Origin of the sequence: Pedobacter cryoconitis (assembly GCF_014200605.1) — a bacterium.
Lineage (GTDB): Bacteria > Bacteroidota > Bacteroidia > Sphingobacteriales > Sphingobacteriaceae > Pedobacter > Pedobacter cryoconitis_B.
On record NZ_JACHCE010000010.1, the window covers coordinates 213,673 to 239,697 of the forward strand.

The following is a 26,025-nucleotide window of genomic DNA, read 5'->3' on the forward strand; positions in this document are numbered from 1 at the left end:
TAGTATTTAAAAGATTCTGGTATAGTGTTCAACTTTAGGGAATGGATTATAAAAATGATGAAGCAGTTCTTTCCACTTCAGGTATTCTGCCGATGTCCTGAACCCAACAGTATGGTCTTCGAGTGTTTCCCATTTCACCAGCAAAAGATATTGTTCCCGATTTTCGATACAGCGCTGAAGTTCATGATCAATATATCCCGGCATTCTGGATATAATCTGCTGTGCCTGTTCAAAAGCAAGTTCAAACTGTGCAGTCTGATCTGGCAAAACATTTAATATAGCTTGTTCAAGTATCATGCTGTTTTTTTAGGAAATATGATATTCTTCCAGTTTACGATAAAGAGTTGTCAGCCCTATACCGAGTAAACGTGAAGTTTCGGTTTTATTATTACCAGTATATTTTAACACCTTAATGATATGCATTTTTTCGACAGTTTCCATTTTCATCCCATCTCCTTCTACTGCTTCATGGTGAAATTCGTAAGGAAGTAAACTGGCGTTAAGAATCTGACCATCAGATAAAATAACTACTCTTTCTATCACATTTTTCAGTTCTCTTATATTTCCTTTCCAAACATGGTTCTGCAGATTTGCACTAAATTGCTCATCCATTGTAAAATCAGGTTTGTTCACTTTAGCAGCAAATTGTTTCAGATAATGTTTGGCAATTAACAGTACATCACCTTTTCTTTCATTTAAAGAAGGGAGTTCTATAGAGAAAACTGACAATCTGTAGAACAAGTCCAGTCTGAACCGGCCTTCTTCTGCTTCTGTTTTTAAATCTCTGTTTGTTGCGGCTATAATACGGACATTTACTTTGGTGGTTTGAGTATCCCCTACTTTAATAAAAGTCTGATTTTCAAGCACACGTAATAACTTGGCCTGTAAATCCAGGTTCATTTCACCAATTTCATCCAGGAATAAGGTCCCTTCATTAGCTTCCTGTAATAAGCCCTTTTTATCTTTCTGAGCGCCGGTGAAAGCACCCTGCTTATAACCGAACAGCTCACTTTCAAGCAAATCAGGATTAAACCCACTGCAATTTAAAGCAACAAATGGCTTTACTTTCCGCTGGCTTTCAAAGTGAATAGCCTGAGCAAAAACTTCTTTACCAGTTCCTGTTTCTCCTAATAATAAAACGGTAGTATCTGTTGGCGCCACTTTGCGGGCAAGATCTATCGCTGCTAAAATAGGTTTGGATTGTCCCAGTATAGCGGTGAAATCATATTGTTTCTGTATTTTGGATTCCAGCTCAAATACCCGGTATTGCAGTTTTGCTTTATCCATAGCTTTATAAACTAACGGGATGATTTTATCATTATCATCTCCTTTAGTGATATAATCAAATGCGCCATTTCGCATGGCCTTTACCCCATCCTGAATAGTTCCGAAAGCAGTCAGATTGATCACTTCCGCATAGGGTTTGATTTCTTTGATTTGTTTAACTAGCTCTACCCCATTGATATCCGGCAATTTAACATCGCTGATAACTACATGAACTTCTTGCGCTGCCAATACTTTAAGACCTTCTTTGCCCGTATTGGCCTGAAATACAGTAAATCCTTCCAGTTCTATAATTCTCGCCAAAAGACTGCATATCTTTTTTTCATCATCAATAATCAGAACGCTTTGCTGCATAGTTACAAAATTTCGTCAAAAATAGTTATAATAAGACATATGTAATCAAGACTGATCCTGTAATAATTGGTAACACGGTCATATTCATTAAAAAATCTTATTTTTGTACAATAAAAATCCGCACCGTTTTGGCTAAAATCAAAAAGAATTCACATAAAATCCTTTACAGAAAGTATTCATCAAATATTAAATATATTATGATGGTACTCACTGTACTTATCATTACCTTCTTTTTACCTAAACAACCGCGTTTCAGGTATGAATTTCAAAAGGGTAAAGTTTGGCTGAACAAAGATCTTGTTTCACCATTCAGCTTTGCAATCCTGAAGACTAATCCGCAGGTAAATACCGATAAGCAAGACGCATTGGAGAATGTCCTTCCTATTTACCGTTACAATACAGAGTTATACGCTACTGTAGAAGAGGCTTATATGAATGAGTTTGATGTTAAATGGCGCGGAAATGCTTTTCCAGAAGAAGAGAAAAACCCGAATAAAATTGCTTCACTCAAATTATTAAAAAGTATTTACGAGAAAGGGATTATAGCCTTAAACCCTAAACATCAAAAGGGCCGGAAATATTATGACATCTCCCTTTTAAATAACAACATCACAAAAACGATCAGTACACAGGATGTATTTACGGTACAAACTGCGCTGGATTATTTCAATACCACCTTTACCTCTATTAAAGTAAAGGAAAAAGAGGTCGTGATGAATCTGGTGGAAGATCATTTACAGCCCAATATTGTATTTGATGAAAAACTGACTGCAATTGTGCAGAACAATACGATCAATAGTCTTTCGACTACCCGTGGGATGGTTCAGAAAGGAGAATTGATCATCGCAAAAAATAATGTGATTGACGATGAGGTTTTCCAGAAACTTCAATCTTTCAAAGAGACTTATGAAGCACAGACCAAGACTATCGGGGACAGTAAACTGGTATATCTTGGCCAGATCTTACTGGTAGGATTTATTCTGACCCTGCTGATGGTATTTCTTTCTATGTTCAGAAAAGATATTTTCAGCGATAACAGACAGTTATCATTACTGCTGTTAATTATTACCATGCTGCTACTGGCTTTGACCTGGTCTATTAAACTCAATATGCCAAGTCTTTACTATATCCCTTTCTGTATTGTTCCTATTATCATCAGGATACTTTTTGATACCCGGCTGGCATTGTACCTCCATTTACTTGTTATTCTGATAGCAGGCTTCTTTGTCCCAAATAGCTTTGAATTTGTATTCTATCAGGTTACTGCAGGTATGGTTGCGATCTATAGTATCAGAAACCTGATCAAAAGAGAACAATTGTTATTATCTGCATTATTTATCTTAACAGCTTATTTTATCTGTTTCGTAGGGATTGCGTTATTAAGGGATGGTTCATTTAAAGATATTGAATGGATCAACTTTGTACCTTTTATTATCAGTGTTCTTTTATCATTACTGGCTTACCCGCTGATCTATGCTTTTGAGCGTGTATTTGGAATAACTTCTGATGTCGCTCTGATTGAGCTCACCAACACGAATAACAAGCTATTAAGAGAACTGGCGTTTAAAGCTCCGGGAACTTTCCAGCATTCCTTACAGGTCGCTAATTTAGCTGAGGCTGCAATCTTTAAAATCGGTGGAAATTCGCTGCTCGTAAGGGCCGGTGCTTTGTACCATGACATTGGTAAAATTGAAAACCCTCAGTACTTTATTGAGAACCAGAATACGACCTTAAGCCCGCACGATAAACTGCCTTATGAGCAAAGTGCACAGATCATCATTAAGCACGTCCATAAAGGTATTGAGATTACCCGGAGACATCAGTTACCGGAAAGTGTGATTGACTTTATCAGAACACATCATGGAAATACACGTGTAGATTATTTCTATCAGTCCTTCCTGAAGAATTCTCCAGAGAAATTTGTAGATGAAAATATCTTCCGTTACCCTGGTCCTATCCCTTTTTCTAAGGAAACAGGGGTATTAATGCTTGCCGATTCGGTCGAAGCAGCCTCAAGAAGTATCAAAAATCCTAATGCGCAAAACATAAATGACCTGGTTGAACGCATCATTAACTACAAGCTGGAACAAAATCAATTAGATAATTGCGATTTAACGTTAAAAGATATAGAAACTATAAAGCTGATATTCAAGACAATGCTTATGAGCATCTATCATGTGCGTATAGATTACCTACAAAATGTTTAATTTTTTTTTGTTTTAATGATACTATTACTATATTTGCAACCCCGGAAAACGGGTAACAAATTTAAACGGAGGGATGCCTGAGTGGCCGAAAGGAACAGTTTGCTAAACTGTCGTACTGGCAACGGTACCGAGGGTTCGAATCCCTCTTCCTCCGCTGAAATGAACAAGAAGCCTGCAATCTTAAGATGAGCAGGCTTTTTTGTTTATCTTTATTTAACAAGAGGAAAAAAATGCTGGAAATGGATTTACAAATCATCCCAAAAGACTTGCTTGAACAGTACAAGACAACTGTTAATGAGGAAGCTTTATTTACAGCATTTAATCAATTGGAAGACGCCCCTCTTTCTACAGAGGAATTTAGTTTTTATACTTCAGTAGCATCGGTGTATTCCAGTAAAATTGAAGGGGAAGCTATAGAATTAGATTCTTACATCAAACACAAGCGTTTTCACATTGAATTTCAACCTGATTATACCCGCAAGATAGACGATCTGTACCTTGCTTACCAATTCGCTTCAGAAACCAGACCAGATAAAGAGACTTTTGCAGAGATGCATTCCCTTTTAGCCAGACATATCGTATCTACAAACTGGCTGGGAAAGTTTAGAAATCAAAATATGTTTGTCACCACAAAAGACGGTCGTATTGAGTATGTAGCAGCTACTCCTTTTGAAGTGACGTCTGAAATGGATAAATTGTACACTGATCTGGAGATATTATTGAATACTGAACTAACTATATCAGAGACTTTCTTTTTTGCCAGCATGATTCATCTCGTATTTGTAAAAATACATCCTTGGAATGATGGGAACGGGCGCAGTGCCCGTCTGCTTGAAAAATGGTTCCTTGCTCAGAAACTAGGTGCTAAAGCCTGGTTTGTACAATCTGAGAAATACTATTATACTCAGCATGAAACTTACTATAGCAACATAAGAGCCCTAGGATTGGAATATCAGGATTTAGACTATTCAAAAGCATTATCATTTTTATTGATGTTGCCAAAGTCTGTAACATAAAAAGATTAAGAGTCAGAAACTATCATAAAGACTCAATCCGTTACTGGGCTTATAAAACTCTCTATTACGAGCAAAACGAGGGTTTCTTCGATCTTAGAAATTATTGGGTCATTAAGTGTTTGAAGCCCTCTTCCCCCTGAAAGAAACAGCGAATGTTACGATCAAAGCGTCAAACTATATATCATTGATTAGTGTACCAAAGTAGCAGAATACAACCATTTAAGATTACATTTATTACAAGAGCAATATATTTGCTTTTGTATTTTTACAAATTATAATCCAAACAAAATGAAAGCAATAGCCGATCTATTCGGGGGAAATTCTGATGAAAATGTACAATTTCTTTCAGGTGGTCAAAATACCTCTGTGAAGGTTGGACATATCGTCTTAAAACCTATAAATAATCCAGAGGAATATAATTGGATGGGCTCTGCACTCGAAGACATTGATTTTGAAGGGATTAATGTTGCTAAACCAATTAGGTCTAAAACCGGTAAATTTATCGAAAATGGATATGGAGCCACAAATTATTTTGATGGTTCTTTTGTTCCAAATAGATTAAAGGAAAAACTAGAAATTAGTAGAAAATTCCATCAAGCAATAAAGTATATTAATAGACCATTGGATTTTGAACTTTGGGATAATTCTTGGAAAAAAGCCCAACGAATTGCATTCAAAAAAATCCCAATACCTTCAGATATTCCGTCTAAAGCAACAGAAATCATTGAAAGTTTGCTAAATAAGTTAAGCGTCCCAAGTCTAAGTACGCAATTTGTACATTGCGATCTTGCAGGAAACATGCTTTTTAGTGATAAACAAACACTATTGATAGATCTAACACCAGGTTTTTTTCCTGTGGAGTATTCTGAAACACTTTTAATAGTTGATAGTATTGCCTGGCATGATCAGCCATTAAATAGTTTAAACTTATTATCGTATAATACGGATGTCTTGCGCCCGTTAGTTGCTAGAGCTATTGCTTTCCGGCTCATTGTCCCTCTGTTAAATCAAGAAAGGGATATTGGTGATTTCGAAAAAGAATTAGATCACTATTCCAGTATTGCTCGATTTTTAAACTTGATTTAATCGATATTAATTGAATTTACATCAGTAATAGGAATTTCAAAATAAGTTGTTTACAGAGTCATTAAGAATTGTGGGCAAATACTTTTTTTACGGCATTGGCTTCGTTTTCAACTAAATGGCTAAATTCTGCTTCGGATAAAGATGAAGATGCTGGTACGAATATAACATTGGGATAATTGATAATCTGTCTATACAATATTTGAGCCCGGAATATCCCTGTCAACAAGGTATTTCTTTTCATAAATATGGTATGGTTTACGGGTTGTATTTAAATGCTCCCCAAAACCACCAGTACATACTAATCTGAGATCTTGATTTGCATTATAAAACCAGAAGCACAATCAAGTCTGTCCTTAGCAATTCGAGATAAATTACCTTTTGAATCATTTGGAGCACTGATATTATCATTAAATTGTTCATGCTCCTAAATAAAACACCGCCAATTGCACCTTCCATCCCGATCTAAAACCCCTCATAAGTGAACAAAAATCATTTTTGATGAAATCCATAGATATTTTAACAACAGTTGTATACTCTAACTGATAGATAGTGTTAATATGCTTTAACGCCCACATCTATTGACAATTGACTTCGGTAATCTTTATTTTGTTTCAAGCAATCCAAAACATATTGAAAATTATATTTTGGATTCCAATCAAGATCTTTTATAGCTTCAGAATTAACATAAACTCTATCAATTTTCGGAAACATCTTCCACCCTTTTTTTTCATATATATCTTTATAATTAGGATATTTCTTTAAAACTACAGATGGAGCATCAATATTAAGTTCCGAAAGATCATCTTTGCTGAAAGGCGAAGTTGCACTTATTACATATTTATTAAAGCCTAAACTTGGAGCTTTAACCATAGCAAGAATATGGGCCATAGCAGCATCTTCTATATCAACTCTACGGTAAAGAAGTTCATTTGCTTTACTATTTAAATCATCATATGATGAGCTTACTCCAATATCGTCATCCTCTTCCTGAAAAAATCTGGCTATTTTCAAAACTATGCATGGTAAATTATTATTTCGATAAAATAAATTACAGAGATCTTCCGCAGCTAACTTTGTTACACCATAAATATTTTTAGGAATTGAAGGAGTTTTCTCTGTAATCCAAATAGCAGGATCTCCACTTTTTGGCTTTAACATATCACCAAAAGTACTGGTGGTACTACTATAAATGAATGATTGAATATCATTTAAGGACGCTTCTTCTAACAAATTTAATGTTCCTAATAAATTTGTTTCAATAAAATCAGTTTTACTATTTGTTGCAATATGCGGCTTATGTAAAGTGCAGTATGAATTATCGCTTTAACACCTTTGACACAATCTTTAACAAAATGACGATCAGTTAAGGAACCTACATGTGTAGTATATTTTGAGGACTTAAGATCCAGTCCAGAATATTCAATATTTCTATCAATTAAAAGGCGAATAATTGCCTCACCTAAATGTCCACAGCTACCAGTTACTAGTACTTTCATAATATAATTATATATGCATAAAGATTTCTGCTATTGTCTTCATTTGCAGAAATCCAGAATTCTCAATGCTTTGTACTTGTTCTTCATGTGCCCAAGTAGTATGATATGGAATATGAGCAGCGTAGCCTCCAAGCTCTAGAACCGGAAGAATGTCAGATTTAATAGAATTACCTAACATTAAGAAATTTTCTGGAGCACAATTCAGATGTTTTAATAATTTTTGATAATCTTCTATTTTCTTGTCACTCATTATTTCTATATGATGAAAATAATCCAACAAATTAGAATTTTTCAACTTCCTTTCTTGATCTAATAAATCTCCTTTTGTTGCTACGACTAAAGTATATTTACCTTTTAACTTTTCTAATACCTCAACGACACCATCTAATAACACTATTGGCTTTTGAAGTAATTCTTGTCCAAGTTGAATTGTTTTACCAACTAAATCTAAATTAGCAGTGTTGTTAGATACTTGACAAATAGTTTCGATCATGCATAGTATAAACCCTTTAACTCCATATCCATATAAATGAAGGTTCTTCATTTCGGTTTTGAAAAGTTCTTGCGATACATCATGATGTGGAAGATAATCTTCCAATAAAGCACAAAATTTATGTTCAATTTCCTGAAAATAAGGTTCATTAACCCACAATGTATCATCAGCATCAAATGCCACTACTTTTATTTTGTCCTTCATCAATTTTAATTATAGATTACAAAGATAGTGATCTATATGAAAGATTAAGGATATTCAACATATAGCTATTCTAAGGATGTTTTTAACTAACCCACCTCTTTGTCCGTAATTTTTGATTTATGATCAACAATATCCTTAAAAACTAAGTTTTCATCGTTTACTAGATGAATAACGTTAATTTCTTATTAAAGAAGTTTAAAACTGTTTTCACAGAAAAACATAACTAATCACAATCTAATATCTATTAATAAGATGACATTTAATATCTGGTCAATACAAATAACAATGGTTACTCCTTTGGAATGAATACAATCGGTTTTATAGAAGAGCTGAACCAACATCACTTGACCCGGTAATCACTGAGAGTATCTTGTCACGTTTCTTCGATGAAAATATTCCGGTACATGCTATAATTGCTGAAAATAACAGTGAAATTATTGGCATTGTTCATTACTTATAGCATTTCAACACAATCTCAATTAACAAAAGCTGTTACTTACAAGATCTTTTTACCTCAGAAAATGCAAGGAAAAAAGGGGAACAGAAATTGGCTAAAGTGGGTAATTTATCATATAGCTCTTAAGTTGCAAACTCAGATGAAATTGTATTTGATGTTTAATTATAATTAGATGATTATACACCCAAAATCTGCCTCAAAACACCAAAAATCCCCTCAAGGTGTTCTATTAGAATCCCCTCTCCCCCGCTCAACTTAAATGCTGCTTGTCTGAAAGACAAGTAGCATTTTTTGTTTACAGACCAGTTCTGCGCCGCAGGTGCAAGACTGGTCTGTAAACAAAAAATGCGTACGAGCGAAGCGAGCGCAGTTAAGTTGAAAGCCCCCCCTCAAGGGATCAGCGAGCGCAGCGAGCTAATCCTCATCTATATCGGATAAACCTCAGAAAAATCACCCCACCTACAACCTGCTAAACGATTTCCGTTATAAAGTCTTCTTTTGAAGTTCTAACCTTTTTCATCCCCACTAACCAGTCATTCGCTTCATCTCTATATCCTAATGCCAATATAACTGTACTTTTCAAACCCATTTTGTCCAGGCCTAATAATTCATCTAACTCAGGTGGCAAAAAGCCCTCAATTGGGGTAGCGTCAACTCTTTGTTCTGCTGCTGCGCCAATTGCCAGACCGAATGAAATATAAGCCTGCTTTGCAGCATGATTTGCATGTCATTCCTGTCCAAGTGGTTCATACTTACTCCAGAGGCGCTGTTTATAACCATCCATGGTATCTGCAGGCAAACCTCTTTCGGCCATCGTTTGATTAAACACTTCTTCTATTCTTTCCAGGCTATAACCATCCCAGGCTGCAAAGACTAATAAATGTGAGGCATCAGCAATCTGGCTTTGGTTTTCAGAAATAGGTATCATTCTTTCTTGTAACTCTTTATTGGAAATTACGAAAATGCGAAAGGGTTGCAGACCTGATGAAGATGGTGCAAGTCTGGCTGCCTCTAAAATATAATCCAGTTTATCTTGTGGAACAACTTGTCCATTCATTTTTTTTGTGGCATATCGCCAGTTTAGTGCTTCTAGTAAGACCATTTTTTAAAAAAAATTAATTTAACAGGACAAAAGTAAAGACATTTTATATACTTTTGTCACATTGTTACCAAAAGTAACAGTGACAAAAAGTATACTAACTAACATATTATGGATGAAAAAGATCTAAAAACGGTAGAAACATGCAGAAAACAAATACCTGCCGTACATGACGCCCTGGATATTTTGAATGGACGCTGGAAGATTACTATTATTACTTCGCTTTTTTTCAGTAAAATGAGATTTACGGATCTGCTGCGTGAAGTAAATGGGATTTCAGGTAAAATGTTAAGTCGTGAATTAAAAGATCTGGAAATCAACCAGCTGATCAAAAGAACTGTATTAGACATACAACCCATAGGCGTTGAATATGAACTTACTGACTACGGCCGCACACTAGAAAAAGTCGTTATAGCATTGTCAGAATGGGGTTTAGATCACCGGAAAAAGATTATTGGCAAATAGATGGACGTGACAGGATGAGTCTTCGAAGTTGAGAGGGGGGTTGGAAAGGTGCGGTACTCTTCTGCTGTTTTATTAGAATCCCTCTTCATTCGCGAAACATAAATGCTGCTTATCTTCGATAAGCAGCATAAAAAAGCCTGTTTATCTTAAATAAACAAGCTTTTCAGTAAAGACAAGAATATCTAGCGAACCCAAATAGTTTTATAACCGCTATTAAATTCTGATACAGAAATAGTTACAGCACCAGTAAACTTTTTAGAGCTTTGACCCGAAAAATCGAAAAGAGCAGTTACAACATCACCTGCACTTACATTTAATATGGCTGAGCCACTATAGCTAGCTGTAACTGTTTCACCAGTAGTCTCGTTTTTAACAATTGAAAAGGGACATGATATACCACTCGGTCCAATTTCAGTTTGTATTGGTCTTGCAACATAGATATAAGCCGCTTTACTAAGCTTCATTGGCGCAGTTAAAACTTCATTTTTTCTTTCTTTCGGCGGATCTTTAATTTCCACCGGTTTAGCATTTGCTAAAAATGCTGAAATAATTAAGAGGCTAAACATAGATAGTGTCTTCATTTTTTTTTGATTTTATGATTAATATTAGATAATTAGTTAACAAAAAAGCATTTACAATTACCAATATACATTCAAAAACCCAATAAATGAAAAATATTTACTTTTAAAAACAAAACACACTAACCTTTAAAAAAGGTATATTCATATAATTCAAACAAAAATCAACAAAAGATAAGTCACAAGAGTATAAGACAACATGAACCGCCTACTCCGGACATTTGAAGCTGCCATTTCTCTGTCAAAAACTACAGCCATTGTGCCTCAGCCTATTCCAGCCCCGTTTCCGCGTACTCCTGATCACTAACAGGAGTCATCCATACTACATTATTCCCATCTTTCATATTTGAAATAGCAATATGGACCATTTGACTATCAGCAGAAGCTCCGTGCCAATGTTCTACATCTTTTGGAATCGCTACCGTACTCCCTTTAATAAGTACCTGCGCTGGTTTCCCTCTTTCCTGATACCAGCCCTTACCTTCAATAACCAGCAATACCTGACCTATCGGATGAGTATGCCAATGTGTTCTGCCACCCGGACTGAAAGTTACCTGACCTACATTATATAGTCCTTCCATTTGTTCGGGAGAAACTAAACCCTGAACATGTACTTCACCATTGAACCATTCACCGGACCCTGGATTTCCCAAAGGGAAAATTAATGTGTTATTTTCTGTTGTCATTTTATTTTGATTTTTAGGAGTACAAAATACGAAAGCAATCATCGTGCTGATAAATCCGGTTATTCTTTGTAGACATCTCTTGTCTAACAACAGACAGGACATCACATATAATCCCTGACTACAGCAACATACATACAAAATGCAGTTATTACCGGATAAATATCAATTAGAATTTCTAAAATCAAATACATTAATGCATCTTTGTTGCATGAAAAATAAAGGTATCCATACCTCTTTTCTTGTACTGAATAAAATTATCATCACTTTGATGGTATTTATTTTCACCATTATACCAGTGCTCGAAGTTTTTCATAACCATGAAAGCAGCTCAGAAACTGTAACTGTGACAGTGTTTAAAAACACTTTTGGGGCAAACAAAAAATCCAGCTTTGAAAAGCATCACATCAACTGTAAATTCTGCCACCAACTTTCACATCATCAGCCAGCATCCCTGTTGTCTATATCATCCGTCTCCTTATTATACTTTACAAAATCCAGTTTACTGCTCAGTAATCGTGATTTTCAAAAACTGGTACTTCTTCCTGGTATCAGCTGGACAAATAAAGGTCCGCCTTCGCCTTTCAGTTAAATAATTCCATGCGCTTGCTGTCTATACATATCAAAATATGTATTAATCAGCTTGCATACTAACCTCTGTTATTAAAAAATAGCGGCAGGTATCTTTTCATTTATCTTATTATTTGCTATGCTTAAAAGGTTATTTCCAATAATCACCCTGATACTTTTGCTGTGCGCCAACAGCTCATTTGCACAAAATGACGCCTATCACATTACACTTAATGTTACAGATGAGAATACTCATTTGCCAATAACAGGTGTAACGATAAACCTATTTCCATCAGACTTAAAAGGAAACTCTGATGGAGCAGGATTATATAAATTCACCTTTTCCCGGCAAGAGGCAAAAACACCGGTTTTAGTTAAATATTCTGCTGTTGGATATCACTTGCATCAGCAAAAAATACTAATCACCAAAGACACCTCAATACTTATTTCGCTTAATCCAATAGTCAATAAGCTACAGGAAGTAGAAATAAAGAGCAAACAGGCTGCTACCCCCAGAACAAGTATAGCTACTACCCTAACCGAAAAGCAGTTAGAAAAAACAAGAGGTGGTACACTGGCAGAAACATTAGCTGACATTTCGGGAGTAAACATGCTAAAAAGCGGATCTACCATATCAAAACCTATTATACACGGGCTCCACAGCAACAGAATACTGATCTTAAATAATGGTATCAGATTAGAAGGACAGCAGTGGGGAGCTGAACATGCTCCTGAAATTGACCCCTTCATCGCGCAGCAAATCCACGTCATCAAAGGTGCCGAATCTGTAAAATATGGTGCCGAAGCAATTGGGGGTATCGTAATCACAGAGCCCCCTGCCCTACCGCAAACTGCGGCTATTTCAGGAAATGTGAATTTGATTGGCGCATCTAATGGAAGAGCAGTGACTACTGCTGCTATGCTTACCGGAGGCTTAAAGGCAATTAAAGGGTTTGGCTGGCGCCTGCAGGGGTCTGCCAAAAAGAGCGGAAATATCAAAACAGCTGATTATTATCTGGGCAACACTGGCGTAAGAGAGCTTAACTTCTCCGCTGCGGCCGGTTATCAGACAGGTAAATCAAATTATGAAGCTTATTATAGCCGGTTCAGTACAGAATTAGGCATTCTATATAGTGCCCATATTGGCACCATAGAAGATATTAATGCCAGAATTGAAGCAGGAAGGCCATTGGAGAGTTATAATTTCAGTTATAACATTACTGCACCCCGCCAAAAAATATCCCATCAGCTGCTCAAATTAACAGGTCATTATGATTTAGATAATCATCACAAATTAGACATCACTTATGCTTTTCAAAAAAACCAAAGAAAAGAATATGACATCAGAAGAGGGGACCGGGAAGCAATCCCTATTACTGATCTGGTTTTAAGTACGCATACCCTGGATCTCAAACTTGATGTACCTCTTGCTCATGGTGCTAAAAGAAGTTATGGTATCAATAGCATGATGCAAGTCAATAATAATATACCTGGTACGCTGGCAAATACTTTTATTCCAAACTTTGACAGTTATACTGCTGGTCTATTTATTATTCAGCACTGGATCAAAGAAAAATATGAACTGGAAGCAGGCTTAAGATACGATTACAAATACTTTGACGCCGCTGGTTTCAGGTATAGCCAGACTACCGCCCAGGAGCAGCAGAATGAAAATACAGAACAATATTATGGTGGCAATAACAGCTTTAATAACGTAACCGGATCTGCTGGTATCCTCTGGAAATTTAATACCAGATGGCATTTAGCCTCTAATATTGGTTTGGCATGGCGGGCACCTACAGCAAATGAATTATATAGCAATGGTCTGCATCATGGCGCTGGTTTATTCGAAGTAGGAAACCCGGCCATGCAGAATGAAAAAGGTTATAAATGGATAACTTCCCTGAAACACTCAGGAAACCTTCTGAAATTTAATCTGGATGTATACCTGCAGTACATCAGCAACTATATCTATTCAAGACCAGATCGCAGCTTTAAACAAACCATTAGCGGGACTTATCCCATATTCAGGTATACGCAGACCAACGCAACTTTTGCGGGTATAGATTTCACGGGAAGCTATCAGTTTCTGCCTGCTTTTTCTTATCAGCTTAATGCTTCACTGATCAGGGCAAAAGATATAAAAGCTAAAAATTACCTTCCCTATATTCCGGCAGACAGAATCAGTCAGGCTATAAACTGGAATCTTGATTTAAAAGGTTCTTACCTGCAATTTAAACACAGTTTTATCAGACGGCAAACCCGTTTCGAAGCCGAAAGCGATTATGCTCCCCCTCCCGGGGCCTATCATCTTTTTACCATGACAGCAGGCACTTCTATAAAACTGGGGCAACAGTCCATGAGTATCAATATGAGCGCAGATAATTTATTCAACACGCTTTATAAAGACTATATGAACCGCTATAGATACTATACCCATGAAATGGGTAGAAACTTAACACTCCGACTTGCTTACAAATTTTAATTTCTAACACATAAAAACAAATAATCATGAACAAACTACGTCATTATTCATTCGCTGTCCTGCTAATTTCTACAACCTTATTTTTTAACGCCTGTAAAAAAGACAGCCCTATTCCAGAAGTTCCCGGAGAAGAGGTAGGGAAAGCAGAACTTACCTTTTTAGAAGTAGAACGGGAAGCTCATGGAGATCATTATCACTACAACCCTATCGCTGCAGCAAAACCAGTCACTATAGCTTTTGACAGTAAAGGCCTTGCTCCTGTTGGCGCGCATCTTCATCTTACTGAAGGAAAAACATATCAATTAGTTTTAAAATCATTTGACTTTGCCAATCGCGAAATGCAGCAGGAGTTCTTAAATAAACATGAGATACATCAGGCATTTATTCTGGGTGCCCCAACCGGTGTCCTTACTTATGTTTATGCTGACAGAGACAAAGATAATAAGAAAATAAATGTTGGTGTTACCGGCTACGTAACAGTTGATAAAGCGAGTGATAGTTTTACTTTCCGTTATATATTACGCCATTTAAATCCTGGTGTTAAAGTTAGTATTACTGCTCAGGACTGGAACAATAAAGATTTTGCCAGTAAATTCTCCGGAGCAAACGACCTTGATCTGAAATTTGAACTGCACCCGGTACAAGGGGAAGGACATAGCCATTAACTCAATTTTACACTATAAATAAAGAGGTTGATTAATCAACCTCTTTACAACCCAATCCTTCCTTCGGCCCAATACCCCTGAAACATAATATTTTTTGAACTTACCCCTAAATGTTTCAAGGCCTTTCTAAATCCCTGTATTGAAGCGACATTACCTGTCAGATAAAAAGCAGAGTGCAAAATTGTACCCTGCTCCATCAGTGTTTGCAGATAAGCAATTGCCTGCCATCCGGGATTTCCGGATGTTTTTAATACGGTTACCACATCGAAACCCAGAACCGGGGGAACCTTCATATTTTGTTCCAGTAATTCTAATACCCCGGTACACGACTGGCCGTTTTCACCGGTTTCACGCATCAAAGCAGCGTAAAAACTAAGGCTGGTTTCATCTCCAAAAAAGAAATGATGCTCTTTCTCCCTGTTATATAATTTACGGCCTCCCGGAACGGTTATTTTGATGTGGTCTCCTGCTTTCAGTTGTTCCACCAAATCACTTCCTGGTCCATTACCGTGGATATGAAAAATAATTTCAAATGTTCCGGCTTCCCTGTCAAAGGCCGAAATGGTATAATGACGAAAATCATTCGGGCTGACACGAAAATTGACAGCAGCACCCGGATAGAAATCGATCCCTTCCAGATTGGCAGTAAAAACTATATTCTTTATCTCAGGACTTAGATAAACCTCAGACTTCACTATAGCATTAAGAAATTTTGAAGATAGCAGATTCTCCATCGAATCAGCAATCCATTTAGGTATATAAGGCATAAAACCCGCTGTTTTAAATTAAAAATTATTTGTTGCTTTCTGCAGTTTAATCCGGGCAAGCATGAGTTCATAAGCACTCTGAATATAATTTCGCTCTGTCACACTCAATGTCTTTTCCGTATCTATCAGCTCACTGTATGCAAATGCACCAAGCTTGTATTGCTTTTGCTGATTATGGAAAATAGTCCTGGAAAGCTCATAGCTACTTTTTGTACTCCTCATGTTCAGGACTGCATTACTGAATGAAGTACGGGCCTGCTGGATTTCATAATTAATATCTGATTTTTTCTGTTCCAGGAGCAATTCATTCTGGACGATCCTTTCTTTAAATTCCCGTTTTTTACCCTTTATTTTCAAATGTGCAGACAGGGGTACATTCACATTTAACGTCACATAGCTGAAAGGGCTCCACCATCTCCCATCCCCATAATTAAATCGATTGGACAGGAATTGCTGTGAATAATTTGCGCCCAGATAAACCGAAGGCATTACACTTTGATTCACGTTTTTAAGGGCCAGCTGATCTTCCTGCTGTCTGAGTTTTAACTGGCAGAGTTCTGTCCTTTCACCTGACAGGTCCTGAAAACTGTTCATATCAGCTTCTGCCCCGTCCAGTGAATCGCTGATGTGCACATTCGTTCCGCGGGGGATATTGAGCTGATAATATAGTTCCATCAGGCTCAGTTCATAATCCTGTTCTGTCTGTTTTTGAATCTGCTTTGCATTATCACGGTCAAGTATAGCCCTTAAATAATAGTTCTCTATCAGAGACCCATGTTTATACATTCCTTCGGCGATCATTGCATACTCAGCATTACGCGTGGCTATATCAGCTGCAACCCTTTTTTGCAAATCTCTTAACTGTACATTCAGATAAGCCTGGCTAATCTGCAGACTAATGTTAATTTCCTCAGCCCTGTTTTTTTCCTTTTGAATGGCGAGATTTATTTGACTAAACTTAATTTCATTGATCAAACCAATATTAAAGACCGGCTGACTCAGGTTCAACCCGAAAACACTCTCGCTTTTGACTGTAAGCGGAATCAGCTGACTTTGATCAAAACCAGGCAAGACACCACCCGGTATCACTGAATTTTGAAGCTGCGGACTGTATTTCAAGTTTGCCGTGCCATTGATCTCAGGAAACCAGTTATTCTTGGCCTGAATTATCTTTGAATCTGCGATTTTGACATCATATGCATTTGCTTTAACATCAAAACGGTTTTGTAAACCAATTTTTATGGCCTCATTACGCGATAGACTCAGCGTGTCTGTAGCAGCCTGCACGTGACAGGCAATTGTGATGAATATAAATAGAATAAGGATTGGTTTCATGTTGAATTGTGATTGAATTAATGTGCATCTACAGGTGGTTCCTGCTTGTTTTCAGGTGTTTTAATCAGAAGGATTACAGGTATACAGAGAATGAATAAACAGGCGAAGCTTAAGAAACCATGATTGTAACTAATCAGTGTTTGCTGCTTGATAAGAATCATCTCCAGCATCTTATATGCTGCCTGAGTTGCCTGATCATCTGCATAACCTATGCCTTTAAAGGTTTGAGTAAACAGACTTATCCTTTCTTGTGTGGCTATACTAAATTCTGTGATACTGCCTGCCAGGTGATGACGGACAAATGCGTCACTTTTAGTCGTATAAATACTGATAATAGCAACACCAATTGCCCCGCCCAATTGCCTGGTCATTGTCGAAAGGCCTGTAGCCTGCGCCAGATCTTTCCCTCTGAGCGTACCAACTGCGATGCCTATCATATTTGGTGCGATGAAGGCCACACCAATATTGCGTAGAATAAAAGGCCAGAAAAACTGATCCCCTGTAGAGTCCGGCGAAACAAATCCCATAGGAAGGAGAGAAATAATCACAAGTATCAACCCAGTAATCATCAGGATTTTGACATTTGTCCCTGGGAACAGCTTTTTTACCAGAATCATTCCAATTGCACTCGCAATACCTCCTGAAATAAGAAATTCGCCTGTTTGAGTGGCTGTCCATCCTAAAGAAACCTGTGCCAGCAGCGGAAAAATAAACAAAGTCCCATTGGCCATAATACCATACATCAAACCGATGAGATTGCCCAATACCAGGTTAAAATTTTTATAAAGTTTCAAATCAACCGCAGGATAATCCGTTGTCAGTTCTCTCCATATAAATGCAATGAAAGAAAAAATTGAAATGGCAAAGAAAATCCGGATTTCAATACTGTCAAACCAGTCATGAATAGATCCTTCTTCCAGTACATACTGTAAAGATCCCAGGGCCATAGCGATAAAGGCAATACCAGCCCAGTCGATTTTTGGTGGTTTTACAGCCCCTTCCAGATCAGTGATGTACTTCCAGGAAAGCAGTCCTCCAATTATACCCAGTGGCACATTGACAAAAAAGATCCAGTGCCAGGATAAGGTATCGGTAATATATCCTCCAAGTACAGGACCGAAAATCGGGCCTAACATTATTCCCAATGCAAAAACCAAAAAGCCGCTTTTAGCTTGTTCAGGAGGAAAAGCACCGAGTACAATTGACATTGCTGTTGACAACAATCCGCCCCCGGCAAGCCCCTGAATAAAGCGCCAGATCACTAATCCCCAGAGTCCTGAAGAGAAACCGCATAACAGGGATGCTAAAGTGAAAACGAATACAGAACCTGTAAAATAACGTTTTCTGCCAATTAAATTAGCCAGCATTCCGGACAGCGGAATGATAATCACATTCCCTATACCATAGGCTGTAGAAACCCAGCCGATTTCGGTCACGCCTGCACCAATATTTCCGCTGATTTCTCTTAAGGAAACATTTACAATCGTAGAATCAATCAGCTCCATTACTGCGCACGAAAGACAGGTCAGTACCAGGATCCACTTGGCGGCTCCGGTAGGATATTGAGTTTCATCTGCCATATCAATTTACCTTTACTTTGACCAATACACTTAGCCCGGGATATAATTGACTATACTCAGTTTGCGGATCAAGTTTGATTTTCACCGGAAAACGCTGGGCGATTTTAATAAAATTCCCAGTGGAATTGTCCGGAGGTATAAGTGCAAAACGCGATCCTGTAGCTCCTCCATAAGAATCAATTGTACCGGTCAGTTTCTTACCTTCATAGGCATCTACAGTGACCTGTACTTTTTGTCCTGTTTTGATTTTCTCTATCTGAGTTTCCTTGAAGTTGGCTGTAACCCAAAGGTTTTTATGATTGATAAGCGCGCAAAGGGATTGTCCGGCAATGATAAACTGTCCTGTCTGTACATTTCTTTTGGTAACAATTCCATCAAAAGGTGCTATAATACAGGCATGGCGCAACCGTTCTAAAGCAGCGGTCAGTTCTGCCTGTTTTTTAAGGATAATATTCCCTGCAACAGAAACCTGTTTTCGTTCTGCCACAGCACGTGTCTTTAATCCTGAAGATGAACTTGATGAAGATAGCTGCATAGCTTTCGCTTTAAGATAAGCAGCTCTGGCTACATCCATTTGCGTTTGCGACTGCTCATAACCATTTTGGGTAATGGCTTTAATTTCCAGTAATTGTCTGGCCCGGTTAAAATCCTGTACAGACTTATCGTAGGTTGCTTTTGCAGATTGAATTCCCTGTTCGTTAGAGGTAGATTCGAAAAAAGCAGCATTTGCATTTTGAATGCTAGCTTCGGCCATATTGCCCGATACATCTGCATTCAATCTGGCATTCTCTAATTCTGCCCTGATCTGGCTAAGCTCTGCATTTAGTTCTACAGTGTTAAATACAATCAGGGTATCTCCTTTTTTAACTTCCTGGTTATCCTTGAAACGGATTTCGGTAACATAACCGGTAATTCCTGCTTTAACAGGTAAAAGATCACCATCCAGCTGGGCATTGTCTGTAGTTTCATAGGCCAGTCCGCTGATATATGAACTAATCGCAAAAATTAGAAGTACAACAGCAATCAGGCCACCAATTACCAATTTTTTATTATTCTTTTTTGGTGCATTTTCTTCCATTATTTTGTTCTTTTTATTTCACAAAGTAATGGCATTGTCCAGGGAAGAACAATGAAGGAACAGGAGGAATGTCTGGACTATTTGTGGTATTTATGACGGAATTTCAATGGGGCAAGGCCTGCAATCTTTCCGAAAAGACGAATGAAATAAGTGGCATCAGCATATCCCAGGTTTTCTGCGATTTCTTTAACTGTACTATCTGTATAAAAAAGCATTCTTTTCGCTTCCAGTATAATTTCCTGATGTATCCAGTAGCTCACAGGGCGCCCGGTCGTACCTTTCACCACTTCATTGAGATAGGCAGCAGAGATATTTAATGCCGCTGCATATTCGGCAGGGCTCTTTATTTTCCTGAAACTGGCTACAAGCAAATTCCTGAACTGCCTTGTGATGATAACCGGACGCAGGTTTGCCTGTGGAAGGATGTTTTCATCATACTGGCAGCAGGACACGAATAAACTTAAACAGACATCAAGCATTGAAGGTAAGGTCTGACACTGAATACCGGCATTCGACTGCTGTTCTATCTGCTGTAATAAGATTAAGCTATCTCTTAGTAAAACTGCTTGTGATTCTTGAATAGAAACCTGTGCATTCCGTATAGCGAACTCCGTAACTGCTGTGCGAAAAGCATCTTTAATCCAGTCTGCCCCTATTGCCATTGCCCACATATCCGCCTTTTGTAATGAAATCCCATAGTGTATCTGACCTGGAAGAATACAAAAAACAGCCGCCCCGGTAATGGTTATTTCCTGAAAATCAACCACCATTTTACTTAGCCCCTGTTCCTGAAAAATAAACATGTAATTGTTATCCCGGTGCGCTTCAATCTTACCCGCAAAATTCTGATTATCAACAAGTCTTATAATCTCAAAATTCTGTTTTGATCTTTCCTGCAGATTGTACATCGGGATTGGCAGTTTTGTTCTCATTTGTTATCTTATTAGGAGGCCGGAATGTACATTGTTTTCAGTAATACAGTAATAGACGATTCTAAGTAATCACTGGACAAATCGTGGTACACCTGATTACTTATAGTGCCCCACCGTCAACCAGAAAACTGAAACAATTGCAAGATCATTACCTAATCAAAGAATAAAAAAAAAGCCATCAAAATTATGTTTTGATGGCTTTTTTCAATTAAAATATTGTAGCTAATTGTCCCTTATAGCTTTCTTAATCACATTACTGAGCGCTAAAGGATGTTTATAAATAAAGAAATGATCCCCTTGAAGGACCTGGTATTTAAATGTCGACAATGTGTATGCTCTCCAATTCTCAATCTTGTCCACTTTTGATTCAGAATCCCCCATCAGTGCATAGATAGGAATACTTATCGGATTCAGTTTTTTCATCAGATGGCAAGTTTCAACGACTTCAAAATCTGCCCGGATAATTGGCTCTACGAACTGATATAACTCTTTATTGTCTAAAACTTCATTTGGCATACCCCCCAGTCTCTTCAATTCATTCTTAAATTCATCATCAGGGAGCAGGTGTCTGGATTTTGAACTAAAAACTCCAGGGCCAGCATTTCCAGATACAACAATTGCTTCCGGAAAATGTCCATCCAATTCTAGTAGATGTGCAATTCTCAAAACTAATAAAGCGCCCATACTATGACCATATAGTAAGAAACTGGAAGAATTTAACTTAGCTAAAATTTGCAGATAGAGATCTTTAGCAGCATCAATAAAGTCATTTAAAATATGTTCGTTGATTCTGTTACCTCTACCTGGAAGCTCAATAGGAATAAAATCGTATCCTCTGAAATGTTCTTTCATAAATTGAAATGAATAAACATTCCCACCTGCAAAATGCACTAAAAACACCTGAGTTTTTGGACTAAGATCTTTCATAACTCCATTTAGTTTTGGTCATATCGTAAAAAATTCTTGTAGCCATAAATTAATGTATTATTTCAATTATATGTTCTGCAACTCTTGCAACAAAAGGTTCTTTAAGAAGATCATAGTGATTACCCTGTAAATCAATAATTGTTATTTTTTCACACAAACTACCTCCAATTTGCGCTACATCCATATCTGAGGTCTCTGCTTTCATATAAATCAACTGCCCCTGAACCTTTTCATCATTTTTGTAACTGTAGTTCTTTAGTGCATATCTTAATGATCTGATCGCATTTATAGATTTAATTGTGCCATTTAACCCGGTTGAATCATCAGGAACAGAAATAAGGTTAACCATATCCTTTGGCAACAGATTCACAATATGTTCATGGCTTATCTCCTTTTCAAAATATTCGGCAGCTAATTCCCAGCATTCTTCTATTGTTTTTAAATCTGCCAGCTGACTGATCACTTTTTGATCAACTCCTCCAATAAGATCTTTTTCTTCATTTAAACCAAATCCAGAATCAACAGGAATACTAGTCTTGTGTATTGGTAATGGTGAATCAATCATAATTATTATATTATCTCTTTCACCTGCAATTTCCAATTGCTGCAACATTTCAAGGGCTATTGTACCGCCTAAACTCCAGCCAACAATTTTATATGGCCCTGTTTTTTGAACAAGCTTTAATCTCTTAATATATTCGGATGCTATGTTTTTGATATCAGCATGCTGAGGAGCAAAAGAACTTAACAGATCGCTTCTTAATCCCCAGCAATTATACTTTTCAAGCAACCCAGCTAATACAACATAACCTTGAATACCTCCACTTACTTCATGAATGAAGAACAAATTCTCACTAACACTTTTATTCCCCTGAAGCAGAATCAGGTTTTCATCGTTGAAGACATTACTGTTTTCCTTAAGTGTAATGACTCTGGCAAGAGAATGGATTGTTGGAAATTTAAAAAGATCCACAAGTCCAATTCCTTTTTTTATTTTATGATTTACCTGCGAAATCAGTTGAATTGCTTTCAGCGAATGACCACCCAAATCAAAGAAACTTCTGTTTACACTGATCTTATCCTCATCTATTTTCAGAATCTCAGACCAGATACTTAGTAGTTTCGTTTCTATCAGATTGGATGGCCCCTGATAACTATCTTCTGTATTCAATACAATCTCAGGAAGTGCCCGGCGATCTATTTTACCGTTTACTGTGAGTGGGAATGCTGTTAAATGAACATAATAAGAAGGCAGCATATAATCAGGAAGTATATCCTGAAGACGCTGTTTTAAATCCGCTATAGCTTCTGCTGCTGTATAATAAGCCACCAGGTATTTATCATCTCCCTGCTCTTTAACAAGTACCAAAGCCTGATTGATTTCTTCCAGTCCGCTGATCACTACTTCAATCTCTCCGGGCTCAATACGGTAACCACGGATCTTCACCTGGTCATCAATACGGCCCAGGTAGTCAATATTTCCGTCTTCCGTCCAGCGAACTAAATCACCCGTACGGTACATCAGACTACCCGGTTCAAAAGGATTCTCTACAAACTTCTCTGCTGTTAAAGCTATATTATTCACATAACCGCTTGCCAGCCCTAAACCTGATACATAAAGCTCTCCGGCTACTCCCTCAGGACTTAATCCCTGATACTGATCCAGAATATAAACTTTGGTCCCAGTTATCGGACGGCCAACAGGAACTCCCGAACCAGAACTTATCATCTGCGCGGCCTGATAAACAAGACAACTTATGGTACATTCTGTGGGACCATATTCATTGTAAAAATCATATTTATCCAGGTAACGGTTAGCCAGTTCTGCTCTGCAAACCTCCCCTCCGGCTATAATACGACGCAGGTTATTAGGCTCTGACAGACTGATACTTTCCAAAAACGAAGGCGTAGCATGCAGGTGCGTGACCTGGTGGTTATGCAAATAAGAATTGAACAGTGCCTGATCTGTAAGCACTTCCTTTCCGATCAAAACCAAACCTGCTCCGCTTAACAAGGCCAGCCAGATCTGCTCAACCGAAGCATCAAAACTGATTGTCGAGAACTGAAGGATACGGTCAGTATTGTCTATTTTAAATAAGTTCAGCTGACTTTGTATATAATTAACCAGGGAAACATTGTTCACCATCACTCCTTTAGGTTTTCCGCTACTTCCTGAAGTATAAATGATATAAACCAGGTCCTCGGGTTCACTCACCAGAAGCTGAATCCCTTTTAAACTGTCCTCTGTTTTAACTTCATCAATATCCAGCACTGAAATATGGTCCTGATAAAGTTCAGCATAAGCTGAGGAAGTTAACAGAAACCCTGAACCACTGTCCGTTAACATATAAAGAATACGCTCCTGTGGTAAAACGCTGTCAATCGGCACATAAATACCACCCGCTTTTAGAATACCTAAAATCCCGATAATCATATCAAATGAACGTTCAAGCAGCAGTCCGATCACTGTTCCGCTAACAACTCCCCGACCTGCTAAAAACAAACTTAACTGATCTGACTGCTCATCAAGTTCCTGGTAGCTCAATACCTGATCCTCAAAAACCAGAGCTACTGCATCCGGGCTTTGCAAAACCTGTGCTTCAAACAACTGAACAATTGTCTGGTTAGCAGAATAAGCAGGTATTGCACCTGTCCCCAGTTCCAGTAAACGCGAACGCTCAGCTGGAACAAGCAAACCAATTTCACTTAACCTGATATCCGGAGCAGTTAAAACCTGCCCGACAATATGTTTAAAATAAGTTGCGAAACGACTGATCGTCGTCTCTTTAAACAATTCTGCGGAGTAACCAAAGCTCAGGTATAGCTTACCCGAATCTTCAATGGCAGCAAGGGACAGATCAAATTTCGAACTTCCATCTCCTTTCTGCTGATAAGGATTTAATGTCAAACCCGGAATGACTAATTCTTCGCGCTCAAAGTTTTCATAAGAAAACATGACCTCAATCAATGGACTACGTCCCAGATCACGAGTTAATTTCAGTTCATCGACCAGATCCTCGTATTGAAAATCCTGATAGTCAAAACATGACAACGTTCGTGAGCTTACCCCGGCCAGAAATCCCTCGAAACTCAACTCCCCTACAGGATAATTACGCAAGGCAAGCGTATTGACAAACATCCCGATCATCCCATCAAGATCTGCATGACGACGACCGGCGATCGGTGTACCGACCACCACATCCTCGCTTCTGCTCAAACGTCCAAGAAGGATCGTATAAACCGATAACAAAACGGTATATAATGTTGCGCCATGCTGTTCACCTAAATAGCGAAGCGAGGTTGTAGCCTGTTCATCCAGTTCAAAACTATAACTATCTCCACGGTGGTTACGATGATCCGGACGCGCATAGTCCAAAGGTAAATCCAGTACTTCAGGAAGATCCTGATACTCCGAAAGCCAGAAAGACTTTTGTTCTGCTATAAGATCCTGTTCAGCATCACTCTGCTGCCATTCTGCATAGTCTTTATACTGCAAACCCGGAGCAGGTAAATCTTCTCCGGCATATAAAGCCATAAAATCACGGATCAAAATCCCATGAGAAACACCATCAGTAATGATATGATGCATATCCACCATCAAAAGCGATTCTCCTCCAGGCACATGAACCAGCCCTACGCGGAGTAAAGGACCTTGTCCCAGGTCAAAAGGCCGGATAAAACTTTCCATCACCCCCGCTACTTCTTCCCGCCGCGCCTGGTAATCCGTAATTGAAAAATTTGAACCATCACCAATTACCTGGAATGGTTCATCTCCGATCATCACTATCGTAGTTCTGAGTACCTCATGTCGCCTGATTAAAGCATGAAAAGCACCAGCCAGACGTTCCCGATCCAGTTCTCCGCTAAGCCAGGCGGCCTGTGGCATATTGTAAGCCAGTGAATCACGGTCAAATTCATACAGAAAATATAACCGCTTTTGAGCAGAAGATAAAACATAATGAGCTTTCTCAGTTGCCAAAGGAATAGCAGTGTAAACCGCTCCGGGTGCTATTTCATTAATATAAACTGATAAACTCCGGATATCCTGATGGCTGAAAACTGCTTTTAAAGATACTTCTGTCCCTAGCTCTTTACGGATCCGGTTGACCAGACTCATTGCTTTCAGCGAATGTCCACCCAGATCAAAGAAGCTTCTGTTTACACTGATCTTATCCTCATCTATTTTCAGGATTTCAGACCAGATACTTAGTAGTTTCGTTTCTATCAGATTGGATGGCCCCTGATAACTATCTTCTGTATTCAA

23 protein-coding genes and 1 tRNA gene are annotated in these 26,025 nt (G+C 38.0%); 8 read left to right on the top strand and 16 right to left on the bottom strand.

Annotated elements, in window-relative coordinates; all coding sequences use genetic code 11:
• Window positions 1-6: 6 nt before the first annotated feature.
• Window positions 7-297 (bottom strand): antibiotic biosynthesis monooxygenase family protein, encoded by a 291-nt coding sequence (locus tag HDE68_RS23495; protein ID WP_183884672.1) that lies wholly within the window; start codon window positions 295-297, stop codon window positions 7-9.
• 9 nt (window positions 298-306) lie between these two features.
• Complete coding sequence (locus HDE68_RS23500; protein WP_183884673.1) at window positions 307-1,638, bottom strand: sigma-54-dependent transcriptional regulator; 1,332 nt, start codon at window positions 1,636-1,638, stop codon at window positions 307-309.
• A gap of 200 nt (window positions 1,639-1,838) precedes the next feature.
• Here HDE68_RS23500 and HDE68_RS23505 point away from each other — a divergent pair, with 200 nt between their 5' ends.
• From HDE68_RS23505 to HDE68_RS23520, 4 genes are all read left to right on the top strand, one after another.
• On the top strand, window positions 1,839-3,845 hold the full coding sequence (locus HDE68_RS23505; protein WP_183884700.1) for an HD family phosphohydrolase: 2,007 nt from the start codon (window positions 1,839-1,841) through the stop codon (window positions 3,843-3,845).
• Window positions 3,846-3,912: 67 nt separating this feature from the next.
• Window positions 3,913-3,999: transfer RNA gene (locus HDE68_RS23510), tRNA-Ser, on the top strand.
• Between the two features lie 85 nt (window positions 4,000-4,084).
• A complete protein-coding gene (locus HDE68_RS23515) occupies window positions 4,085-4,861 on the top strand; it encodes a Fic family protein (RefSeq protein ID WP_183884674.1) in 777 nt (258 codons plus the stop codon).
• Between the two features lie 288 nt (window positions 4,862-5,149).
• Complete coding sequence (locus HDE68_RS23520; RefSeq protein ID WP_183884675.1) at window positions 5,150-5,947, top strand: hypothetical protein; 798 nt, start codon at window positions 5,150-5,152, stop codon at window positions 5,945-5,947.
• Between the two features lie 552 nt (window positions 5,948-6,499).
• On the opposite strand, the gene HDE68_RS23525 is transcribed toward HDE68_RS23520, so the two are convergent.
• From HDE68_RS23525 to HDE68_RS26670, 5 genes are all read right to left on the bottom strand, one after another.
• On the bottom strand, window positions 6,500-7,177 hold the full coding sequence (locus HDE68_RS23525) for an NAD-dependent epimerase/dehydratase family protein (RefSeq protein WP_260171850.1): 678 nt from the start codon (window positions 7,175-7,177) through the stop codon (window positions 6,500-6,502).
• Between the two features lie 11 nt (window positions 7,178-7,188).
• Window positions 7,189-7,443, bottom strand: a complete 255-nt coding sequence (locus tag HDE68_RS26425; RefSeq protein WP_221300927.1) for an NAD-dependent epimerase/dehydratase family protein — start codon at window positions 7,441-7,443, stop codon at window positions 7,189-7,191.
• 7 nt (window positions 7,444-7,450) lie between these two features.
• Window positions 7,451-8,140 (bottom strand): HAD family hydrolase, encoded by a 690-nt coding sequence (locus HDE68_RS23530; protein WP_183884676.1) that lies wholly within the window; start codon window positions 8,138-8,140, stop codon window positions 7,451-7,453.
• Between the two features lie 926 nt (window positions 8,141-9,066).
• Window positions 9,067-9,225 carry a hypothetical protein gene (locus HDE68_RS26665; protein ID WP_317617726.1) on the bottom strand — a complete coding sequence of 53 codons (159 nt, stop codon included), beginning with the start codon at window positions 9,223-9,225 and terminating at the stop codon, window positions 9,067-9,069.
• Between the two features lie 99 nt (window positions 9,226-9,324).
• Window positions 9,325-9,699: a nitroreductase family protein gene (locus HDE68_RS26670; protein WP_317617727.1), complete on the bottom strand. Its 375-nt coding sequence runs from the start codon at window positions 9,697-9,699 to the stop codon at window positions 9,325-9,327.
• Between the two features lie 108 nt (window positions 9,700-9,807).
• Here HDE68_RS26670 and HDE68_RS23540 point away from each other — a divergent pair, with 108 nt between their 5' ends.
• On the top strand, window positions 9,808-10,161 hold the full coding sequence (locus HDE68_RS23540; RefSeq protein WP_183884677.1) for a winged helix-turn-helix transcriptional regulator: 354 nt from the start codon (window positions 9,808-9,810) through the stop codon (window positions 10,159-10,161).
• A 182-nt stretch (window positions 10,162-10,343) separates the two neighbouring features.
• Here the strand turns inward: HDE68_RS23540 and HDE68_RS23545 are convergent, their stop codons facing one another.
• Both HDE68_RS23545 and HDE68_RS23550 read right to left on the bottom strand, forming a co-directional pair.
• Window positions 10,344-10,742, bottom strand: a complete 399-nt coding sequence (locus HDE68_RS23545) for a hypothetical protein (protein ID WP_183884678.1) — start codon at window positions 10,740-10,742, stop codon at window positions 10,344-10,346.
• Between the two features lie 266 nt (window positions 10,743-11,008).
• Complete coding sequence (locus HDE68_RS23550) at window positions 11,009-11,425, bottom strand: cupin domain-containing protein (RefSeq protein WP_183884679.1); 417 nt, start codon at window positions 11,423-11,425, stop codon at window positions 11,009-11,011.
• 208 nt (window positions 11,426-11,633) lie between these two features.
• Here HDE68_RS23550 and HDE68_RS23555 point away from each other — a divergent pair, with 208 nt between their 5' ends.
• The 3 genes from HDE68_RS23555 (at window position 11,634) to HDE68_RS23565 (ending at window position 15,142) form a co-directional block, all read left to right on the top strand.
• Window positions 11,634-12,014, top strand: a complete 381-nt coding sequence (locus tag HDE68_RS23555) for a hypothetical protein (RefSeq protein WP_183884680.1) — start codon at window positions 11,634-11,636, stop codon at window positions 12,012-12,014.
• Window positions 12,015-12,131: 117 nt separating this feature from the next.
• Window positions 12,132-14,477 (top strand): TonB-dependent receptor, encoded by a 2,346-nt coding sequence (locus tag HDE68_RS23560; protein WP_183884681.1) that lies wholly within the window; start codon window positions 12,132-12,134, stop codon window positions 14,475-14,477.
• A gap of 26 nt (window positions 14,478-14,503) precedes the next feature.
• Complete coding sequence (locus HDE68_RS23565) at window positions 14,504-15,142, top strand: hypothetical protein (RefSeq protein WP_183884682.1); 639 nt, start codon at window positions 14,504-14,506, stop codon at window positions 15,140-15,142.
• Between the two features lie 44 nt (window positions 15,143-15,186).
• On the opposite strand, the gene HDE68_RS23570 is transcribed toward HDE68_RS23565, so the two are convergent.
• The 7 genes from HDE68_RS23570 to HDE68_RS23600 form a co-directional block, all read right to left on the bottom strand.
• The gene (locus tag HDE68_RS23570) at window positions 15,187-15,909 is read right to left on the bottom strand and encodes a siderophore-interacting protein (protein ID WP_183884683.1); all 723 of its coding nucleotides are present in this window, start codon (window positions 15,907-15,909) and stop codon (window positions 15,187-15,189) included.
• 18 nt (window positions 15,910-15,927) lie between these two features.
• Window positions 15,928-17,244, bottom strand: a complete 1,317-nt coding sequence (locus HDE68_RS23575) for a TolC family protein (protein WP_183884684.1) — start codon at window positions 17,242-17,244, stop codon at window positions 15,928-15,930.
• A gap of 17 nt (window positions 17,245-17,261) precedes the next feature.
• Complete coding sequence (locus HDE68_RS23580) at window positions 17,262-18,824, bottom strand: DHA2 family efflux MFS transporter permease subunit (protein WP_183884685.1); 1,563 nt, start codon at window positions 18,822-18,824, stop codon at window positions 17,262-17,264.
• A gap of 1 nt (window position 18,825) precedes the next feature.
• A complete protein-coding gene (locus HDE68_RS23585) occupies window positions 18,826-19,902 on the bottom strand; it encodes an HlyD family secretion protein (RefSeq protein ID WP_183884686.1) in 1,077 nt (358 codons plus the stop codon).
• Window positions 19,903-19,979: 77 nt separating this feature from the next.
• Window positions 19,980-20,834 (bottom strand): helix-turn-helix domain-containing protein, encoded by an 855-nt coding sequence (locus HDE68_RS23590; protein ID WP_183884687.1) that lies wholly within the window; start codon window positions 20,832-20,834, stop codon window positions 19,980-19,982.
• 222 nt (window positions 20,835-21,056) lie between these two features.
• Window positions 21,057-21,761 (bottom strand): thioesterase II family protein, encoded by a 705-nt coding sequence (locus HDE68_RS23595; protein ID WP_183884688.1) that lies wholly within the window; start codon window positions 21,759-21,761, stop codon window positions 21,057-21,059.
• Between the two features lie 49 nt (window positions 21,762-21,810).
• The coding region (locus HDE68_RS23600; protein ID WP_183884689.1) for a non-ribosomal peptide synthetase at window positions 21,811-26,025 on the bottom strand (4,215 nt) is incomplete at its 5' end.

Bases quoted from the DNA above. Each gene is read 5' to 3' on its own strand.
- HDE68_RS23495 (WP_183884672.1), bottom strand. From the start codon at position 297: ATGATACTTGAACAAGCTATATTAAATGTTTTGCCAGATCAGACTGCA.
- HDE68_RS23500 (WP_183884673.1), bottom strand. From the start codon at position 1,638: ATGCAGCAAAGCGTTCTGATTATTGATGATGAAAAAAAGATATGCAGT.
- HDE68_RS23505 (WP_183884700.1), top strand. From the start codon at position 1,839: ATGGTACTCACTGTACTTATCATTACCTTCTTTTTACCTAAACAACCG.
- HDE68_RS23515 (WP_183884674.1), top strand. From the start codon at position 4,085: ATGGATTTACAAATCATCCCAAAAGACTTGCTTGAACAGTACAAGACA.
- HDE68_RS23520 (WP_183884675.1), top strand. From the start codon at position 5,150: ATGAAAGCAATAGCCGATCTATTCGGGGGAAATTCTGATGAAAATGTA.
- HDE68_RS26425 (WP_221300927.1), bottom strand. From the start codon at position 7,443: ATGAAAGTACTAGTAACTGGTAGCTGTGGACATTTAGGTGAGGCAATT.
- HDE68_RS23530 (WP_183884676.1), bottom strand. From the start codon at position 8,140: ATGAAGGACAAAATAAAAGTAGTGGCATTTGATGCTGATGATACATTG.
- HDE68_RS26670 (WP_317617727.1), bottom strand. From the start codon at position 9,699: ATGGTCTTACTAGAAGCACTAAACTGGCGATATGCCACAAAAAAAATG.
- HDE68_RS23540 (WP_183884677.1), top strand. From the start codon at position 9,808: ATGGATGAAAAAGATCTAAAAACGGTAGAAACATGCAGAAAACAAATA.
- HDE68_RS23545 (WP_183884678.1), bottom strand. From the start codon at position 10,742: ATGAAGACACTATCTATGTTTAGCCTCTTAATTATTTCAGCATTTTTA.
- HDE68_RS23550 (WP_183884679.1), bottom strand. From the start codon at position 11,425: ATGACAACAGAAAATAACACATTAATTTTCCCTTTGGGAAATCCAGGG.
- HDE68_RS23555 (WP_183884680.1), top strand. From the start codon at position 11,634: ATGAAAAATAAAGGTATCCATACCTCTTTTCTTGTACTGAATAAAATT.
- HDE68_RS23560 (WP_183884681.1), top strand. From the start codon at position 12,132: ATGCTTAAAAGGTTATTTCCAATAATCACCCTGATACTTTTGCTGTGC.
- HDE68_RS23565 (WP_183884682.1), top strand. From the start codon at position 14,504: ATGAACAAACTACGTCATTATTCATTCGCTGTCCTGCTAATTTCTACA.
- HDE68_RS23570 (WP_183884683.1), bottom strand. From the start codon at position 15,909: ATGCCTTATATACCTAAATGGATTGCTGATTCGATGGAGAATCTGCTA.
- HDE68_RS23575 (WP_183884684.1), bottom strand. From the start codon at position 17,244: ATGAAACCAATCCTTATTCTATTTATATTCATCACAATTGCCTGTCAC.
- HDE68_RS23580 (WP_183884685.1), bottom strand. From the start codon at position 18,824: ATGGCAGATGAAACTCAATATCCTACCGGAGCCGCCAAGTGGATCCTG.
- HDE68_RS23585 (WP_183884686.1), bottom strand. From the start codon at position 19,902: ATGGAAGAAAATGCACCAAAAAAGAATAATAAAAAATTGGTAATTGGT.
- HDE68_RS23590 (WP_183884687.1), bottom strand. From the start codon at position 20,834: ATGAGAACAAAACTGCCAATCCCGATGTACAATCTGCAGGAAAGATCA.
- HDE68_RS23595 (WP_183884688.1), bottom strand. From the start codon at position 21,761: ATGAAAGATCTTAGTCCAAAAACTCAGGTGTTTTTAGTGCATTTTGCA.